Genomic DNA, 16,590 nt, shown 5'->3' on the forward strand with positions numbered 1-16,590 from the left:
AGATCCCCGACAACTTCGGTTCCCCTCGACTTCATCCAGGGGGCCGACGGTTGTGGCATGGATGTTCTGCTGACCGTCGTAGTGCCGGTCTACGCGGTCGAGGGCTACCTCTACCAGTGTCTCGAGTCGATCCGCTCCGGATTGACTCCGGAGGAGAACGCCCGGGTCGAGGTGATCGCCGTCGACGACGCCTCACCGGACTCCTGCGGCACGATGCTCGACGACTACGCAGCCCGGCACGGTGACCTGCGGGTTCTGCACCTGGACGGCAACGTCGGACTGGGGCTGGCCCGCAACGCCGGGCTGGCCGAGGCCCGCGGCGCGTACGTCTGGTTCGTCGACAGCGACGACTGGCTGCCCCGCGGTTCGGTCCGGGCCGTGCTGGACCGGCTGCGCGAGACCGAACCCGACGTGCTGCTCATCGACCACCTGCGCGTGCACGAGAGCGGCCGTCTGCAGTCCGACCCGAGTTCACCGCTGCTGGCCGGGCCGCCCGAACTGGGACACCTGATCGGCCTGCAGCACACCGCCTGGAACCGGGTGCTGCGCCGGGACTTCCTGACCAAGCACGAGCTGCGGTTCCCGGCCGGCTGGTACGAGGACGTCCCGTTCAGCAACCCGGTCCTGATCGCCGCCGAGCGTCTCGACGTGCTGAACCGGGTCTGCTACCACTACCGGGTCGGCCGGTTCGGGGCGATCACCGCGACCCGCAGCGACCGGCACTTCGAGGCCTTCGAGCAGTGGGACCGCTTCTACGCCTGGCTTGACGGGCAGGACGCCGATCCCGCGCTGCGCGTACGCGTGTTCACCTTGATGATCAGCCATCTGCTGGTGGTCGCGGGCAACGAGAGCCGGGTGCATCCGCGACGCCGCCGCGCGTTCTTCCGGGAGATCGCCGCGCTCTACCGACGGCACCGCCCGGACGGCTATCTGCCGCCCACCGGCACCCCCGGTCTCAAGCACCGGCTGGTCGCGGCGAACAGCTACGCGATGTACGCGGCACTGCGCACCGGTTACCGGGTCGCGGGTATCCGGCGCCGGTCCACCCAACGGACACCTGCGGTTTCCCGGGACATCCCGTCACCGCCACAACGGGTCAAGACCACCTCCCTACGTTGACGGCGTGCTCCGACCCGCCCGTGACTCCGATCGTGACCTGGTCCTCCCCTGGCGCAACCATCCTTCGGTACGTGCCGTCAGCCTGACCACGCACGAGATCCAACCCGCCGAGCACGCCGCTTGGTGGGCCAAGCGCAGCGACAACGTCCTGATCTACGAAGAGGACGGCGTCCCGGCCGGTGTGGTGATCTTCGATGGCACCACCTGGTCGTTCTACCTCGACCTCGAAGGGCTCGGCCCGCGCCTCCTGCCCGCCTGGATGCGACTGGAGAAGGCGGCCGTCGAGTACGCCTTCGGCACCCTCGGCCTCGACACCCTCGGCGGCGAGACACTCGCCGACAACAAGCAGGTCCTCGCACTGCACCGGCGATTCGGGTTCCGCGAGACACGCAGATACGAACGGCTGATCGACGGCGTGCCGAAGACGGTCGTCTGGACGGAGAGAAACAGATGAGCAGCAAGAAGCCGTACATCGTCGCGGAGATGTCGGGCAACCACAACGGTTCGCTCGACCGGGCGCTGGCCCTGGTGGACGCCGCGGCCGATGCCGGCGCCGACGCCATCAAGATCCAGACGTACACCGCGGACACCATGACCGTGGACGTCAAGCACCCGCGGTTCCAGATCTCCGCCGGGCACGACCTGTGGGGCGGCGACTACCTCTACCAGCTCTTCGAGCGTGCGCACACCCCGTGGGACTGGCACGCGCCGATCTTCGAACGGGCCCGCGAGCGGGGCATCACCCCGTTCTCCAGCCCGTTCGACCGGACCGCGGTCGAGCTGCTGGAGAAGCTGGACGCGCCGATGTACAAGATCGCGTCCTCGGAGATCACCGACCTGCCGCTGGTCCGGCTCGCCGCCTCGACCGGCAAACCGATCATCATCTCCACCGGCATGGCCACGCTGCACGAGATCACCGCCGCGGTCGAGGCCGCCAAGGGGGTCGGGGCCACCGACATCACCGTGCTCAGCTGCACCGCGTCCTACCCGGCTCCGCCGGAACAGACCAACCTGCGGCGCATCCCGGTGCTCGCCGAGGCGCTGCGGCTGCCGATCGGCCTGAGCGACCACACGATGGGCATCGGAGTACCGATCGCCGCGGTGGCGTACGGCGCGGTCCTGATCGAGAAGCACTTCACCCTGGACCGGGCCGACGGCGGCGTGGACTCGGCGTTCTCCCTCGACCAGGCCGAACTGAATCTGCTGGTCACCGAGTCGGAGCGGGCCTGGCAGGCGCTCGGCACCACGGCGATCGGGCCGACCGAGGCGGAGAAGGAGAGCCTGCGGTTCCGGCGGTCGCTCTACGTCGTGACCGATGTGAAAGCGGGCGACCCGGTGACCGAGGAGAACGTTCGTTCCATCCGGCCGACCGGCGGGCTCGAACCGGACGCGATCGGCACCGTGCTGGGACGTACCTTCGCCGTCGACGCGGCCAAGGGCACGCCGCTGACCTGGGATCTGATCTAGCGTTTCAGGGGGCCCGCGGGCCCCCTGAAACCTACTTCCGAACCTTCTTGTACGCCCGTTTCGCCAGCATCAGACTCCGGCCGCTCCAGCTTCGCCGCAGCAGCTGGAGTTCGAAGTCCATCTTGCTGAGCGCCGAGTCGCGCGAGCGGATCATCTGCTCGTTCCACTCCATCATCGCCAGCAGATGACTGGCCTGGTAACGCTGTCGCCACAGGGCCTCGGCCAACTCGTGATACCCAGCCACGTCCAGCGGCGCGGTACCCGGCTGCACGGCCAGCAGGGCCAGCCGGTGGGCCTGCCGTTCGGCCGGGCTGAGCCCGAACTCGGCACTGTCGATCACCATCTGGAGATCGATCGCGGCCCGCAGCTCGTCGTCGGCGAGACTGCGCCCGGCCATCCCGGCCAGGATCGCGGCCAGATCGGCGGCGCTCGCGGTGATCGGCCACGGGTGCGGACGGCCCCAGGTGATCAGCCGGACCGCGAACTGCCACAACGCCCGGACCAGCACGATCTGGGCGGGCAGCGGCTCGGCCGGCGTCCAGCGGGCGGACATCACCACCGGTCCGTCCGCGGTGATCCCGATGTCGGAGAGGTCGGCGAGCGCCTGCGGCCCACTGACCGGGCCGATGCCGAGCCACGACTCGTACTGGGTGATCTCCTGCCGCAGCCGCCGCACGTCGCCGGCCGCGCACAGTTCGAGCAGCCGGTCCTCCAGCCGGTCGGCGGCGTCCGGGTGCACGACCCGCTCGCGGCGCAGACCGTCGACGGCGCCCGGAGCCAGCGACTCGCCGGAACCCGGCACGTAGACCCCGTGCACGTCGCTGACCAGCACCTCGGGCCATTCCCGGGCCGGAGCGACGTCGCCGGGCGCGCGGGCGACGACCAGCCAGCCGCCGGCCACGGTGTCCTCGGCGCCGGCCCGCAGCGCCCGGGTGACCAGGCGGCGGGGGTCGCTGAGGACCGGCCGGCCGCGGTAGGCCGTGGTGTAGGCCTGCGCGAGGACGGTCCGCAGCCAGGGCCGCAGCGGCGACGCGACGTCACCGAGCGCCGCACCTCCGAGGAGTACGGACGGGTCGGCCGGTTCCGGGAACGCGGCGTACGCGGCATCCACCACCAGCCCCGCATCGGTCAGGTGCGCGGTCAGCTGGGCTCGGGCGGCCGGGCCCTCGGTGGCCTCGGCCGGATGCCAGGCGGCGTCGTCCCGGTGCCGGGCACCCGGGTCGAGCCGGACCGTGTGATGGGCCCCGAGCTGGTTGTCGTGCATCAGGATCAGGGCGCCGTCCGGGCGTACCGCCGCGGCCAGCCGGTCCAGCAACTCCCCGGCGGAGAGCTGGTCACCCTCGGCCGAGTTGAGGCGCTGGATACCGCCGACGGCGACCACCACGTCGTACCCGGCGGTCAGGTCGGTCTTGCCGAAGGCACCGGACAGCACAGTGACTGCGGGGTGAACGCGCGCGGCCGTCTCGGCGCTGATCAGCGAGCGCAGCAGCCAGCTCACCGAGGCGCCGCTCGCGGTGAGCGCGGCGACCAGGCCGTCCGGGTGCGGGCCCGCGACCAGGACGGTCCGGCCCGGACCGGCGTGCTCCACGACTTCCACGACGAGACGTGTCAGCAGGGCGTTGTCCCGGCCGTTGGTATCGGTCCAGTTGAACATCTCGCCACCGGACCGGATCAGATTGGTCAATGGTGCGGCGGCGACGGCCGCGGCCAGGTCCGGACGGTCCGGCATCACACGTACCCTTCCTTCGGCCAGCCCAGGAGCTTGCGCAGCTCGGCGGGACCGGCCAGTTCATCGGCGCCCAGTTGGGCCCGGGCGAGCTGGTGACAGGTGGCGAAATCGGTCTCCCGGCCGTAGACCTCCGGCCACTGACGGTGCAGGCGGGGCTCGCCACCGAACGTCATGTCTGCGTTGTCGAGCACCATCGGGTCGCCGTAGACGGCGGCTTCCCGGCCGGCCAGCAGGCCGTACCAGATGGCGCTGCACAGCCGGTTGGAGACGACCCGCCGATGGCGGCGGAGCTCGGCGAGCTGGTTCACCAGGAAGTCCCGGTTGCTGTCCCGCCACCAGAATCCCCGGTAGCCGTGGCAGATGACCCGGAACCCGGCTTTCTCGTAGAGGGCGCGCACCGGGCGCATCCGGTACTCGTTCCAGTACAGGCATGCGGTGACCGGCCCGGTCTCGGTCTCCAGCACCTCGTCGATGAGGCGCTGGTGGTCGCCGTGGACCTGCTGGCCCTCCCAGCCGTGGAACGGGTAGAAGATGGTGCCCTCGCCGGGGCCTTCGACGGCCGGGGCCGTCTCCACCAGGTAGGCGAAGGGCGCGCCGACCACCGTCACGTTGCGGCGCCCCTGTGACCAGGATCGGCGGCGGGTCTCCTCGGACCAGACGAGCAAGGGCGTGCCGGCGACGTACGGCGTACCGGGCGCGAGCCCGTCCCCGATGTTCCATCCGTGTTGCAGGTATCCCCGGATCCGCGGCGGGTGCATCGGGTCCGGGATGTCGCAGTACCGGGCCAGAATGTGCGCATGCCCGTAGTGGTGATTCGCGTGGTGCATTCTTCGTTCCGCTCCGTCGGCGTGCGGAGCCGCACGTTATCAGCCGTTCCTCCGGCTATCGTGCCCGTTTTATAGAGTGTTCGCGGCCTTTGTCACCCGAAACCGCCGACACACAATCGCGAAGTCACCACCTCGACCACCAGAATTAAGGTCGAGGTCTCGATCGGGGCCGCCCACACCATCGCCAAGATCTTGATCTAAAGTGGACTTCGGAACGCTCCCCAGCACTTGGAGCGCCCGGAACCGGCCGGGGCGGACGCCGCCACGTCCCCCCGGCCGCCCGGTTCCCCCGCTCACGACTGCAGGTAGGCCAGAACTGCCAGCACCCGCCGGTTCTGCTCGTCGTCCTGATGCAGACCGAGCTTGGTGAAGATGTTGCGGACGTGCTTCTCCACCGCGCCGTCGGTGACCACCATCTTGCGGGCGATCGCGGTGTTGGACGATCCCTCCGCCATCAGCACCAGCACCTCCCGCTCGCGCGGGGTCAGGCTGCGCATCGGGTCGTCGCGCCGGCGCCGCACCAGCAACTGGCCGACCACCTCGGGGTCCAGCACGGTGCCGCCCTCGGCCACCCGTTTCAGCCCGTCCAGGAACTCGGCGACCAGCGAGACCCGGTCCTTGAGCAGGTAGCCGACCGCACCACGGCGGTCGGCCAGGAGATCGTCGGCGTACGACACCTCGACGTACTGCGAGAGCACCAGGATCGGACTGCCCGGCACCGCCGCCCGGGCCTCGACCGCGGCCCGCAGGCCTTCGTCGGTGTGCGACGGCGGCATCCGGACGTCCACGATGGAGACGTCCGGACGATGTCTCTTGATCGACTCGACGAGCGAGGGGCCGTCCCCGACCGCCGAGACGACGGTGTGACCGTTCTCCTCGACGAGCCGGATCAGGCCCTCTCGCAACAGCACCGCATCGTCGGCAATGACCACCCGCATGCGCTCATGCTGTCAGACGAGCTCACAGGGGCAGAGCCGCGGTGAGCCGGGTGCCCTCGCCCTCCCGGCTGTCCACCGCGAGCACTCCCCCGGCGGCCCGGACCCGGTCGTCCAGCCCGGCCAGGCCGTGCCCCTTGGCCAGACTCGCCCCGCCCACGCCGTCATCGGAGACCGTCACGATCAGCCCGGTGGCGATCCGCTGCACGCTGACCTGTACCTCGTTGGCGTGGCTGTGTTTGGCGACGTTGGTGAGCGCCTCGGCCACCACGAAGTAGGCGGTCGACTCGACACCCGGGTCCAGCCGCTCCAGCGGCGGCGCGTCCAGGTCCACCGGGACGGTGCACCGGCCGGCCAGGGCGGTCAGCGCCGCCTGCAGCCCGCGGTCGACCAGGATCGGCGGGGCGATTCCGCGGGACAGGGCCCGCAGCTCGTCCAGGGTCTCCCGGGTCTGGGTGAGCGCCTCGGCCACGAGGGCCCGGGCGTGCTCCGGGTCGTCGGCGAACTTCTGCTCGGCCCGGCCCAGATCCATGGCCAGCCGGACCAGCCGCTGCTGCGGGCCGTCGTGGATGTCGCGCTCCAGCTTGCGCAGCGCCACCGCTTCGGCCGAGACGGCCGCCGCTTTCTGCTGGCGGGCCAGGTCACGAGCTTCTTCGGCGTCGGTGACCTGGCGCCGCAGCTCGTACGCGCCGATCAGCAGGCCCTGGGCGAACTTCGCCTCCAGCAGCGCCGACCAGCGGACCACCCAGAACAGGGTGCCGGCGAAGAAGACGCCCATGGCAAGGTAGAACAGCGACCGGTTGAGGTAGGTCGACCCGAGTCCGAGCAGCCCGGGCAGATCCTGGTCGTTCGGTCCCTGCGGGATCGTCCAACCCCAGAGCCACCAGGTGAGGCCGCTGAGCGTGCCGGCCCACCAGGTGAGCACGAAACAGAAGCCCAGCACGTTCGGGACCAGGCGGAACACGCCGTGCAGCAGGTCGAGCCAATACTGCCCGTCGGTGAACGGGCCGACCAGCCGCCGGAACGCGCCCTTGCCGCGGCTGTTCCGGTAGATCGGTTGCGGGATCCGCCGGCCGAGCACCGGGCTGATCCGGGCGCGCTCGGCCATCGCGAAACCGCGGGACATCATCAGCGTCCCCGCCAGCAGGGGCAGACCGATCCAGATGACCGCGGTGCTGACGCCGACGGCGAACCCGGTGAGGCCGAGGACCAGCGTCACCAGGGCGATCGGGAAGCCGAGCAGCACGTACTGGGTGTCGATGCCCAGTTGCCGCAGCTTGCCGGCCGGGCTGCGGGTGGGCGCCGCGCCGGCGTGTGTGGTCGTCATGCCACCACGCTATGCATCGACGCCCGCCCGCACGATCCGGTGAGCCGCCCACTCGACGGTGGGGTTATCCCTACCTCAGTGCTGGTGACCGCTCAGCAGCTGCGCCCGGTTCGGGAAGACCAGCAGATCGGAGACGCCGGCTGCGGAGGCGGTCGCCTTCGACACCTTCCAGTTGCTGTGGCCGGGCATCGCCGGGGTCTTCTTGCCGTAGAGCCACCTGGTCAGGAACGGCTTCAGGTTCTGGCCGGAGACCTTCGAGGCCAGCGCGATGAACTGGGCAGTGGAGGCGGACTTGCCGCGGTACTTCTTGACCCACTCGCGCTCGATCTTGGCGAACTTCTTGGCGCCGATCTTCTGCTGGAGGGCGTAGAGGGCGAGCGCGCCACCGTCGTAGACGTTCGGGTTGAAGACGTCCCAGACCGAGGCCGAGCCCTTCGGCTTGGCCACCGGGCCGAACGCCGCACGGTACCGGTCGCCCAGCTGGTAGACCGCCTTGAAGTAGGCCTCCCGGTTGGCGAGACCGGTGTACTTCTTGAAGGTCTTGGTGTCACTGGCGTAGAGCATCTCGTACCAGGTGGCGTGGCCCTCGTTCAGCCACACGTCACTCCAGACCGACGGGGCGACGCTGTTGCCGAACCACTGGTGCGCCAGCTCGTGCGCCATGATCGGGTTGAGGATGTAGCCCGGCAGGCTGAAGACGTTGGTGTCGTACAGCGAGAGGGTCTGGGTCTCCAGCGCGAAACCGAGGTCCGCCTCGATGACCAGCGAACCGTAGTTCTCGAACGGGTACGCCCCGACCTTCTTGGTCAGCCAGGTCATCTGCGACTTCTCGACCTTGGCCTTGGTCGTCAGCTTGCTCGCCAGCCGGCGCGGGAAGACGTCCCGGATCGGCACGCCGCCGACCGCTTTGCGGTTGTGCACGACGAAATCGCCGGCCACGATCTGGGCCAGCTCACTGGCCATCGGCTTGGCCTCGCGGTACGTCGAGGTGACGTACCCACCGGCCGTCGTGGTCTTCACGTGCTTTCCGCTGGCCACGGCCTTCCAGCCGGACGGGACGGTCACCGCGACGGTGTAGGTCGCCTTGTCCCGCGGGTGGTCGTTGCTCGGGAACAGGTTGTGCGCGGTGTCCGGCTGACCGGCCAGCACGGTCCCGTCCTTGGTCGCCACGAACCCGTCGGGCGCGGCGGCCTTGCCGGCCACCACCGGCGTGGCGGTGAAACCGTTGACGGTGACCCGGAAGCTCTTGCCCTTCGGCAGGTAGCTCGCCGGGGTGATCACCAGCTCCTCGCCGGAGCGGGCGAACTTGGCGACCTTGCCGTTGACGTAGACCGAGCCGACGCCGTCACCGGCGAAGTCCAGGTTGAAACGGGACAGGCTCTGGATGGCGATCGCGGAGATCGTCACGCTGCCGTTGACCTGCTGGTTCGGGTTCTTGGCCGGATGCTTCAGCCGAAGGTAGTAGTTGGTGACGTCGTATCCGCCATTGCCGAGCAACGGATAGAGCCGGTCACCGAGTCCGGCTGAGCCGGGTTTGGCGGCAGCCGCCGCGCTGGCCGGAACCGCGGTCCCAGCGATACCGACCAACGCCGCCGTGGTGACGGCCAGCGCCCCCGTGAGCCGGTTATTGATGGTTGTCATGGCCGGGACGGTACGCCCCCGACGCAACGAGGGGCAATCACCTATATGTGCAGCGTGGTAAGCCTGGTGAACTCGGCCGGAAGGTCGTATCCGTCCCAGATGGAGCCGAAGGTCAGGGCTGACCCGAAAGGCACGATCCGGTCCACACCGCGGCCACCCAGCTCGGTCGCGAAGGCCCGCAACTCGGCCGGAGTGAAGCCGAAATGGCTGACCGTCTGGTCCTGCCGGTTCATCGCCGGCACCAGATCGATCAGCGAGCCGGCCTCGGCGAACGGGAACGCGCCCGCCCCGATCCAGCGCCGCGGCACCGACCCGGGCCCGGCCAGGGTCACCGCGGTCAGCCGGTTGTCCGGGAAGTCCACGGCGGTGGCGGCACCGGTCGCGGCCAGCCCGTACGCGTTGACCCGCTTCTCCACGGCCATCGCCGCGTCCACCGTCCAGCCCCGCTGGTCCACCACCGTGAGCAGCAGGTCCAGGAACTCGGACCGGACCGCGGCGGCGTCCCCGGCACCGATCAGGAACACCGTCCGCGGTGAGGAGCAGGCGGCCTGGTCGAACCAGTACGCGTCGTTGGCGAAACCGGTCACGGCGGCTTTGCGCGCGGCCGGGTCGGCGGCCTGCCAGCCGGGCACGGACAGGACCGCCCAGGACGTACGGTCCGGGAAGGTCAGGTCCCGGGCGGACGGCCGCAGCGGCTGTTTGCGGATCGTGTCGACGGCCGTGTCGCCGCCCCAGATCACCCGCAGGTCACACCACCGGCTGAGGGCCGCGGTGACGGCGTCGTCGTAGCCGTACGTGACCATCTTCTGGGTCCGGCCGATGACCGGGTCGGCTTCGGTCTCGTTCAGCGCGTCCAGGATGACCTCGGCCGCGCCCGCCGACCGGGACGAGATCCGGACCACGTTGTGGTTGCCGGCCAGCGCGGACAGCGCCCACGAGTAGACGAAGATGGTGTCCACATTGGCCGGCGGCAGGTGGAAGACGTTCCCACGCGGGAAGACCAGCGCGTCGGTACGTTCCATCGCGGCGACCGCCCGGTGCAGCTCAGCCGGTCGCAGGAAGTAACCGAGCGATCCCAGCTCCGGGAACCTCCGGGCCACCGCAGGCGCGAGCAGTTTCCGGGCCAGCTTGGCCAGGAAGTCGACGACCCGGGGGTCACCGACGGTGAGCCGATCCTCCGACGGCGCGGTGAGATCGCCCTCGACACCGAAACGAAACTGCATCAGGCTCCCTTGTACGTGTCCGAGCAGCCCCGTGCCTCGGCGCGGGGCAGGCGGCCGAGCACCGAGAAGCGCTTGCCGGGCCAGTCCCCGTCGTCGATGCCGTGCACCACACCGAGATCCTCGGTGAGCAGCACGTGGCCGGGATAAGAGGTAGACAGGGTGCTCACGACTTCCAGGAGGCCCGGTTTTCCGGGCGGCAGCTCCGCCCAGGTCTCCGGGTCACGAACCACGACGTCCGCGAAATCCGGGCAGTACAGCGAACCGCCGTCCGGGCCTTCAAGAAAGATCGTCCCGATCTGCTCGACCATGCCGTAATAGTTGTGGACCCGGGTGAGCCCGACCTTCTTCAAATGAGACCGGAACTCCTCCGGCGAGACGGCCTGGTCGATCAGCTTCTTCCAGCCGCCGGAGTGGATCAGGGTGCCGTTGCTCAGGTCCAGGCCGTGTTCCAGGGCGACCTCGTAGAGGTGCAACCAGACCAGGAAGGTGAACCCGAAGATCAGGAACGGCTGGTCACCGTGTTTCTCCAGGAAGCCGCGCAGTGCCGCCAGGTCGACCTGGCCGTTCATGTCGAGTGCCCACACGTGATCGCGCCCGAAGGTCGACATGCCGAGCACCCCGGCGCCGCGGGCACTGAACGAGCGGCGGTCCTTCAGCATCGCCTTGGTGTCGACCAGGATCATCGGCAAGCGTTTCGGGCCGAGCACGGTCTGCACCGTGGCGGCGAGCCGTTTCTGCTGCTCGGCGGCGGCCGCCTTGTCCAGGTAGATCTTGCTGACGTCACCGGTGGTGCCGCTGGACGTGAGGACTTTGAAGACCTCGTCGTCCGGGATGCTCTTGAGTTCGAGCGTCTTGAAGAGCCGGACGGGTAGCCACGGCAATTCGGGGATGCCGGAAGCGTCGGTGTAGCCGGAAGCGCTCAGGATCCGGTCGTACGGCTCGCAATGGGCCCGATGAAAAGCGGTCAGAGCCGTCAGTTCCTGGACGAGTCGTTCTTCCTTGACGGCTTGCGGCAGGGTGAAGACACTCACAGCGACGCCTCCAGGGCGCGGTAGTCGGTCTTGCCGTTCGGCAGCAGCGGCAGGGCCTCGATCGTGCGCACGTCGACACCGGTGAAGTGGGTGCCCAGCCATTCGGCGATCTTCGTGCGCAGTGCCCGGGTGTCGGTGTCCAGGGTGAAGACGTGCAGCTTGTCGTCACCGGCCACGGCCACCACCGGGAACTCGCGCTCCACGTCGTCGAGGTTGATCCGGACGCCGAAGACCTTGCCGATCCGCTTGATCCGGCCGGTGAGGAAAAGGAAGCCGTCGTCGTCGAGCCGGCCCAGGTCACCGGTGCGCAGCACGCCGCCCTGGTCGTCGCCACGAGCCAGGTCAGCGGCGGTCTCGGCGTACCCCATCATGACGTTGGGCCCGCGATAGACGACCTCGTCGTCCTCGATCGCGAACGTCGCGCCGGGCATCGCCAGACCGACCGAGCCGGACTTCGCCGTCAACGAGGACGAAGGCAGGCAGGCCATCCGGGGGCCGGCCTCGGTCTGGCCATACATCACGAACATCCGGCCGTCCACAGTGCTCATCCGGGCCGCGAAGTCGTCGATCAGTTCGGCGCGTAACCGGCCACCGGCCTGGGTGAGGGTCCGCAACGACGGATACTTCGCCGGGTCGAAACGCAGTCGGCGCAGCATCTCGTACTGCGACGGGACGAACGCCATCGACGTGACCGCGTGCTCGTTCACCGCGGTCCAGAAGTCCTTCTGCATGATCCCGGTTCGTTCCAGGATCACGGTCGCACCCCGGAGAAGATGCGAATGCAGGACCGAGAGGCCGTACGAGTAGAAGAGCGGCAGCGTGGTGATCGCGACGTCGTCGCCGGTGATCCCGAGGCTCTCGGCCACCTGCTCCGCGTTGGCGAGCACCGCCGCCCGGGACAGCCGGACGAGTTTCGGGTCCCCGGTCGATCCACTGGTGGTGAGCAGCAGCGCCAGATCCGGGTGCACGTCATCGGTGGTGAACCGGGCCCGCAACGAGGTCTGGTCCAGCTCCGGGTCGAGCAGCAGCACCGGTTTCCCGGCGCGCAACGCGGCCAGATAGGTGGCGATCGCCGGCACGGTCGTGGTCATCGCGAGGAACACCGGTGACTTCTCCGGGAGTTCCCGCTCCGCCGCGTCGATCAGCTCTCGCGTCAGGATCTCGCCGGTGGCCGCGTCGACGACCCTCGCGGCCGGGTGCAGCAGGTTCACAGTTTCAGTCCCCCGTCGACCCCGATCACCTGGCCGGTGACGAATCGGGCCTGGTCGGAGAGGAGGAAGGCGATCACGTCGGCGACGTCCTCGGCGGTGCCGAGCCGGCCCAGAGCGGTGTCCACGATCCGGGCGGCACGGCCGGACTCGTCGAGCGTGTCCAGCATGTCGGTGGCGATGAAACCGGGGGCGACCGCGTTGACCCGGATGCCCTTCGGGCCGAGTTCCTTGGCCGCCGACTTGGTGAGCCCGATGACCGCGGCCTTCGAGGCGGCGTAGACCGCCTGACCGGCGACACCGTGGGTGCCGGTGATCGAGGCGGTCAGCACGACGGCCGGGTTCTGGCCGCGGGCGAGCAGGCGGACCGCGTTCTGCAGGGTGTACGCGGCACCCGCCGCGTTCACCGCGAACAGCCGCTCGACCGTCGCGTCCGGTGTCATACCGAGCATCCCGGCCGCGTGCGTGCCGGCGTTGACCACCAGCGCGTCCAGCCGTTTGAACGTGTCGAAGGCCAGTCGGACCAGGGCCTTGCTGGTGGCCGGGTCGGCGATGTCACCGGCCGCGTGCACGACGGTGCCGCCGAACTTGCCGGACAGCGCGGCCGCGGTCTCCGCGACGGCGTCCGGGCCGTGGCCGTGCAGAACCAGATCGAAGCCCTGCTCGGCGAGGCGGTGCGCGGTGGCCCGGCCGATGCCGCGCGACGCACCCGTCACGAGGGCGACACTCACTTGACGTCCACCCCGTATTTACCGAGGATTCGCACGGCCTCTTCAAAACTGGACAAACCGATGACATCGTCGGTGTCAATCATTACCGAGAATTCATCTTCAATCGTCGCGACGAGTGACATGTGCGCGAGCGAATCCCACTTCTCGTTGTCCTGGTAGCGCAGATCGTCCACGGGGGCGTCCACCGGAAGATCGAGGGCGGTACGGAACGCCGCACGTAGTCTCTGCAGCTCAGTCACGGTGTTACTCCAGGGTGGGGGTGATCGGAGGAGTCCTACCTTCCCGCAGCTTCCCGGTCGTCCCGACCAATCCCGGCTGAACTGGAAATGAACTGCATTTGGCATTCTTCCGCGCCCCTGGAATTAGCGAATCCGCTGGTTATGCTTCCGGCTCGTAGCCAGCCTCTCGCTGATCCCGACGGAGAAAACCTTGTCTGAAATCGCCGGCTCCTCGATCCTTGTCACCGGCTCCACCGGTTCCTTCGGCAAGGCATTCCTGAGGTACGCGCTGACCCACCTCGACCCGGCCCGCATCGTCGTGTTCTCCCGCGACGAACTGAAGCAGTACGAGGTCCGCCAGATGTTCGGCGACGACCCCCGCCTGCGCTTCTTCATCGGCGACATCCGGGACGAGAAGCGTCTCGCCCGGGCCATGCACGGCATCGACCACGTGGTGCACGCCGCAGCCCTGAAGCAGGTCGACACCGCCGAGTACAACCCGTCGGAGTTCGTCGCGACGAACATCAACGGCACCCAGAACGTGATCGACGCGGCCATCAACGCCGGTGTCAAGAAGGTCGTCGCGCTCTCCACCGACAAGGCGTCCAGCCCGATCAACCTGTACGGCGCGACCAAACTCGCCGCCGACAAGATCGTGATCGCCGGCAACCACTACGCCGCCACCCACCCGACCCGGCTCGCCGTGGTCCGCTACGGCAACGTGATGGGCAGCCGCGGCTCGGTGGTCCCGTTCTTCCGCAAGCTCGCCGAAGAGGGCAAGAGCCTGCCGATCACCGACAAGCGGATGACCCGGTTCTGGATCACCCTGGACGCGGCGGTCAAGTTCGTCGTCGACTCGTTCGACGTGATGCAGGGTGGCGAGCTGTACGTCCCGCGCATCCCCAGCATGCGGATCATGGACCTGGTCGAGGCCGTCGCGCCCGGCGCCACCACCCACGAGATGGGCATGCGTCCCGGCGAGAAGCTGCACGAGGAGATGATCGCCTCCGACGACAGCCGCCGCACGCTGCGCTTCAAGGACCGTTACGTGGTCCAGCCGGTGGTGGCCAGCTGGGGTTACGAGTCGCCGGAGGGTGGCGAGGCGGTCGCCGACGGCTTCAACTACCGCTCGGACAACAACGACCTGTGGCTCTCGGTCGACGAGATGCGCGAACTGCTCGCGGAGTCCTGATGCTGCCGTACGGACGACAGTCCATCGACGACTCCGACGTGGCGGCGGTCGTCGAGGCCCTGGGCAGTGACTGGCTGACCACCGGGCCGCGGGTCGCCGAGTTCGAGGCCCTGTTGGCGGACGTCGCGGGCGCACCCTGCGTGACGGTTACCAACGGGACGACGGCGTTGCACGCGGCCTACGCCGCAACGGGCGTGACCAGTGGAGACGAGGTCGTCACCACGCCGATGACGTTCGTGGCCACCGCCTCGGGCGCGGCCATGCTCGGGGCGAAGGTGGTGTTCGCGGACGTCGAACAGGACTCCGCGAACATCGACCCGGCGGCCGTGGAAGCGGCGGTCACATCACGCACCAAGGTCATCGCGGCGGTGGACTACGCGGGTGTGCCCGCCGACTACGACCGGCTCCGCAAGATCGCTGACAGCGCCGGGTCCTACCTGCTGGGCGACGCCGCCCACTCGATCGGATCGTCGTACCGGGGCCGGCCGGTGGGCACGCTCGCCGACCTGACCACGTTCTCGTTCTTCCCGACCAAGAACTTCACCACCGCCGAGGGCGGAGCGATCGCCTCGACCCGGCCCGAGCTGGTCACCCGGCTGCGGGAGTTCCGGACCGTCGGGCTGGTCCGGGACCGGGCGAAGATGCGGTACCCGGACGAGGGCGCCTGGCATCAGGAAGTGCACGAGTTCGGCCTGAACTACCGGCTGCCCGACGTGCTCTGTGCCCTGGGCAGCTCCCAGTTGCGGCGGCTCGGCGCGTTCAAGGCGCGGCGGCAGCAACTCGTCGCCCGCTACGACGCACTGCTCGACGACGTGCCCGGCCTGCGCCTGCCGGTGCACGGCGAGGGTGTCGACGCGATGCGGCACCTCTATCCGGTGCGGATCCTCGACGGCCGCCGCCGTGAGGTGTTCGAGCGGATGCGCGCCGACGGGATCCTGGTCCAGGTCAACTACGTCCCGGTGTACTGGCACCCGGTCTTCGAGGACCTCGGCTACCGGCGGGGCCTGTGCCCGAACGCCGAGGCGTTCTATGCCGAGCAGCTGTCCCTGCCACTCTTCGCCGACCTCACCGACAGTGACCAGGACCGTGTGGTCGAGGCTCTGCGCGGCATCCTCAGGAGCTGACGGGTGCACCACGGCAACCACTTCTACGGACACGCCCACGTCCTCGCCGAATACTGCGGACTGGACCCGGCCGACCCGCCCCGGGTCGACGGGTACCTGCAGCACGGCTGGAACGTGGTGGACGGGTTGGGCGCGGGCACCCCGTACGCGCCCGGCCGTCCGATCTTCGTGTGGTCCGAACGCACCCGCCGCCGGGCCTGGTCGATGAACCGCCCACTGGCCACAGTGACCGGTGCCCCGTTCCTCTACCTGCTGCGTTCCGCGGCCGGCGCCGGAACGAACGAGCCTCGGGAGGGGACCATCTGGTACCCGTTCCACGGGTGGGAGGGGCAGAAGGTCAGCGGGGATCATCATCGGCTGATCGACGAGATCACCGCCACCGAGAGCGGGCCGATCACGTTCTGTCTCTACTGGAACGAATTCGAGGACGGCCGGATCCGGGCCCTGTACGAGCGGTCCGGACGGGTCATCTGCCACGGGTACCGGGGTTACATGCGGCAGCGCACCGACGCCCGGTTCCTGCACCGTCAGCTCGCCGAACTGCGCCGGCACCGCCGGGTGGCGTCGAATCGGCTGAGCACCGCGATCCTCTACGGCACCGCCGCCGGTTGTGAGCCCGCGGTGTACGGCGACCCGATGTACCTGGACCGCGAGGACACCACCACACCCGACCGGATCCGCCGCGAGTGGCCGGAACTGCACGGTGCCGCCCCCGACCCGGCGCTGGCCCGTGAGACGGTACTGGCCGAGTTGGGTGACGGCCATCTGGCGTCCCCGGCCGAGCTGCGCGCGATCCTGGGCTGGCCGGCGTGATCACC

The 16,590-nt window shown here is 69.1% G+C and carries 16 protein-coding genes; 6 read left to right on the forward strand and 10 right to left on the reverse strand.

Translation table 11 applies throughout. From position 1 onward, the window contains the following. The first annotated feature begins 57 nt into the window (after positions 1 to 57). From BLU81_RS31030 to pseI, 3 genes are read left to right on the forward strand one after another with little or no spacing between them, the layout of a single operon-like run. Complete coding sequence (locus BLU81_RS31030) at positions 58 to 1,119, forward strand: glycosyltransferase family 2 protein (protein ID WP_092549189.1); 1,062 nt, start codon at positions 58 to 60, stop codon at positions 1,117 to 1,119. 4 nt (positions 1,120 to 1,123) lie between these two features. After that, entirely contained in the window at positions 1,124 to 1,573 is a 450-nt protein-coding gene (locus BLU81_RS31035; protein WP_092549192.1) for a GNAT family N-acetyltransferase, read from the forward strand. Beyond that, positions 1,570 to 2,586, forward strand: a complete 1,017-nt coding sequence (gene pseI / locus BLU81_RS31040) for a pseudaminic acid synthase (protein ID WP_092549195.1) — start codon at positions 1,570 to 1,572, stop codon at positions 2,584 to 2,586. Before BLU81_RS31035 ends, pseI begins: the two co-directional genes overlap by 4 nt. A gap of 31 nt (positions 2,587 to 2,617) precedes the next feature. Here the strand turns inward: pseI and BLU81_RS31045 are convergent, their stop codons facing one another. The 10 genes from BLU81_RS31045 to BLU81_RS31090 form a co-directional block, all read right to left on the reverse strand. Continuing rightward, positions 2,618 to 4,315 carry a hypothetical protein gene (locus BLU81_RS31045; protein WP_092549199.1) on the reverse strand — a complete coding sequence of 566 codons (1,698 nt, stop codon included), beginning with the start codon at positions 4,313 to 4,315 and terminating at the stop codon, positions 2,618 to 2,620. Beyond that, positions 4,315 to 5,142 carry a hypothetical protein gene (locus BLU81_RS31050; RefSeq protein ID WP_092549202.1) on the reverse strand — a complete coding sequence of 276 codons (828 nt, stop codon included), beginning with the start codon at positions 5,140 to 5,142 and terminating at the stop codon, positions 4,315 to 4,317. Before BLU81_RS31050 ends, BLU81_RS31045 begins: the two co-directional genes overlap by 1 nt. A 293-nt stretch (positions 5,143 to 5,435) precedes the next feature. Beyond that, positions 5,436 to 6,080, reverse strand: coding sequence for a response regulator (locus BLU81_RS31055; protein ID WP_092549205.1), 645 nt, complete (start codon positions 6,078 to 6,080; stop codon positions 5,436 to 5,438). Between the two features lie 22 nt (positions 6,081 to 6,102). After that, positions 6,103 to 7,404 carry a sensor histidine kinase gene (locus BLU81_RS31060; protein WP_092549208.1) on the reverse strand — a complete coding sequence of 434 codons (1,302 nt, stop codon included), beginning with the start codon at positions 7,402 to 7,404 and terminating at the stop codon, positions 6,103 to 6,105. 75 nt (positions 7,405 to 7,479) lie between these two features. After that, the gene (locus tag BLU81_RS31065; protein WP_092549211.1) at positions 7,480 to 9,045 is read right to left on the reverse strand and encodes a M1 family metallopeptidase; all 1,566 of its coding nucleotides are present in this window, start codon (positions 9,043 to 9,045) and stop codon (positions 7,480 to 7,482) included. Between the two features lie 41 nt (positions 9,046 to 9,086). After that, positions 9,087 to 10,268, reverse strand: a complete 1,182-nt coding sequence (locus BLU81_RS31070) for an acyl-CoA reductase (protein ID WP_092549214.1) — start codon at positions 10,266 to 10,268, stop codon at positions 9,087 to 9,089. Continuing rightward, positions 10,268 to 11,299: a LuxE/PaaK family acyltransferase gene (locus BLU81_RS31075; RefSeq protein ID WP_092549217.1), complete on the reverse strand. Its 1,032-nt coding sequence runs from the start codon at positions 11,297 to 11,299 to the stop codon at positions 10,268 to 10,270. Before BLU81_RS31075 ends, BLU81_RS31070 begins: the two co-directional genes overlap by 1 nt. Continuing rightward, entirely contained in the window at positions 11,296 to 12,510 is a 1,215-nt protein-coding gene (locus BLU81_RS31080; RefSeq protein ID WP_092549220.1) for an AMP-binding protein, read from the reverse strand. The genes BLU81_RS31075 and BLU81_RS31080 overlap by 4 nt, the downstream gene beginning before the upstream one ends. Next, positions 12,507 to 13,238, reverse strand: coding sequence for an SDR family NAD(P)-dependent oxidoreductase (locus BLU81_RS31085; RefSeq protein WP_092549223.1), 732 nt, complete (start codon positions 13,236 to 13,238; stop codon positions 12,507 to 12,509). The genes BLU81_RS31080 and BLU81_RS31085 overlap by 4 nt, the downstream gene beginning before the upstream one ends. Further along, positions 13,235 to 13,477: an acyl carrier protein gene (locus BLU81_RS31090; protein ID WP_092549226.1), complete on the reverse strand. Its 243-nt coding sequence runs from the start codon at positions 13,475 to 13,477 to the stop codon at positions 13,235 to 13,237. The genes BLU81_RS31085 and BLU81_RS31090 overlap by 4 nt, the downstream gene beginning before the upstream one ends. A gap of 190 nt (positions 13,478 to 13,667) precedes the next feature. Between BLU81_RS31090 and pseB the strand changes: the two genes are divergently transcribed. Genes pseB through BLU81_RS31105 form a run of 3 tightly spaced genes read left to right on the forward strand, consistent with a single transcriptional unit; the run spans position 13,668 to position 16,585 of the window. Continuing rightward, on the forward strand, positions 13,668 to 14,648 hold the full coding sequence (gene pseB, locus BLU81_RS31095; protein ID WP_092549229.1) for a UDP-N-acetylglucosamine 4,6-dehydratase (inverting): 981 nt from the start codon (positions 13,668 to 13,670) through the stop codon (positions 14,646 to 14,648). Next, entirely contained in the window at positions 14,648 to 15,772 is a 1,125-nt protein-coding gene (locus tag BLU81_RS31100; RefSeq protein WP_092549232.1) for a DegT/DnrJ/EryC1/StrS family aminotransferase, read from the forward strand. Before pseB ends, BLU81_RS31100 begins: the two co-directional genes overlap by 1 nt. 3 nt (positions 15,773 to 15,775) lie before the next feature. After that, the gene (locus BLU81_RS31105) at positions 15,776 to 16,585 is read left to right on the forward strand and encodes a hypothetical protein (RefSeq protein WP_092549235.1); all 810 of its coding nucleotides are present in this window, start codon (positions 15,776 to 15,778) and stop codon (positions 16,583 to 16,585) included. Positions 16,586 to 16,590: the final 5 nt, after the last annotated feature.

Source organism: Actinoplanes derwentensis, from assembly GCF_900104725.1.
In the GTDB taxonomy this organism is placed as follows: Bacteria; Actinomycetota; Actinomycetes; order Mycobacteriales; family Micromonosporaceae; genus Actinoplanes; species Actinoplanes derwentensis.

Coding starts and splice junctions, on each gene's coding strand:
- BLU81_RS31070 (WP_092549214.1), bottom strand. CDS start 10,268: ATGCAGTTTCGTTTCGGTGTCGAGGGCGATCTCACCGCGCCGTCGGAG.
- BLU81_RS31030 (WP_092549189.1), top strand. CDS start 58: ATGGATGTTCTGCTGACCGTCGTAGTGCCGGTCTACGCGGTCGAGGGC.
- BLU81_RS31045 (WP_092549199.1), bottom strand. CDS start 4,315: ATGCCGGACCGTCCGGACCTGGCCGCGGCCGTCGCCGCCGCACCATTG.
- BLU81_RS31050 (WP_092549202.1), bottom strand. CDS start 5,142: ATGCACCACGCGAATCACCACTACGGGCATGCGCACATTCTGGCCCGG.
- BLU81_RS31060 (WP_092549208.1), bottom strand. CDS start 7,404: ATGACGACCACACACGCCGGCGCGGCGCCCACCCGCAGCCCGGCCGGC.
- BLU81_RS31055 (WP_092549205.1), bottom strand. CDS start 6,080: ATGCGGGTGGTCATTGCCGACGATGCGGTGCTGTTGCGAGAGGGCCTG.
- pseI (WP_092549195.1), top strand. CDS start 1,570: ATGAGCAGCAAGAAGCCGTACATCGTCGCGGAGATGTCGGGCAACCAC.
- BLU81_RS31065 (WP_092549211.1), bottom strand. CDS start 9,045: ATGACAACCATCAATAACCGGCTCACGGGGGCGCTGGCCGTCACCACG.
- BLU81_RS31100 (WP_092549232.1), top strand. CDS start 14,648: ATGCTGCCGTACGGACGACAGTCCATCGACGACTCCGACGTGGCGGCG.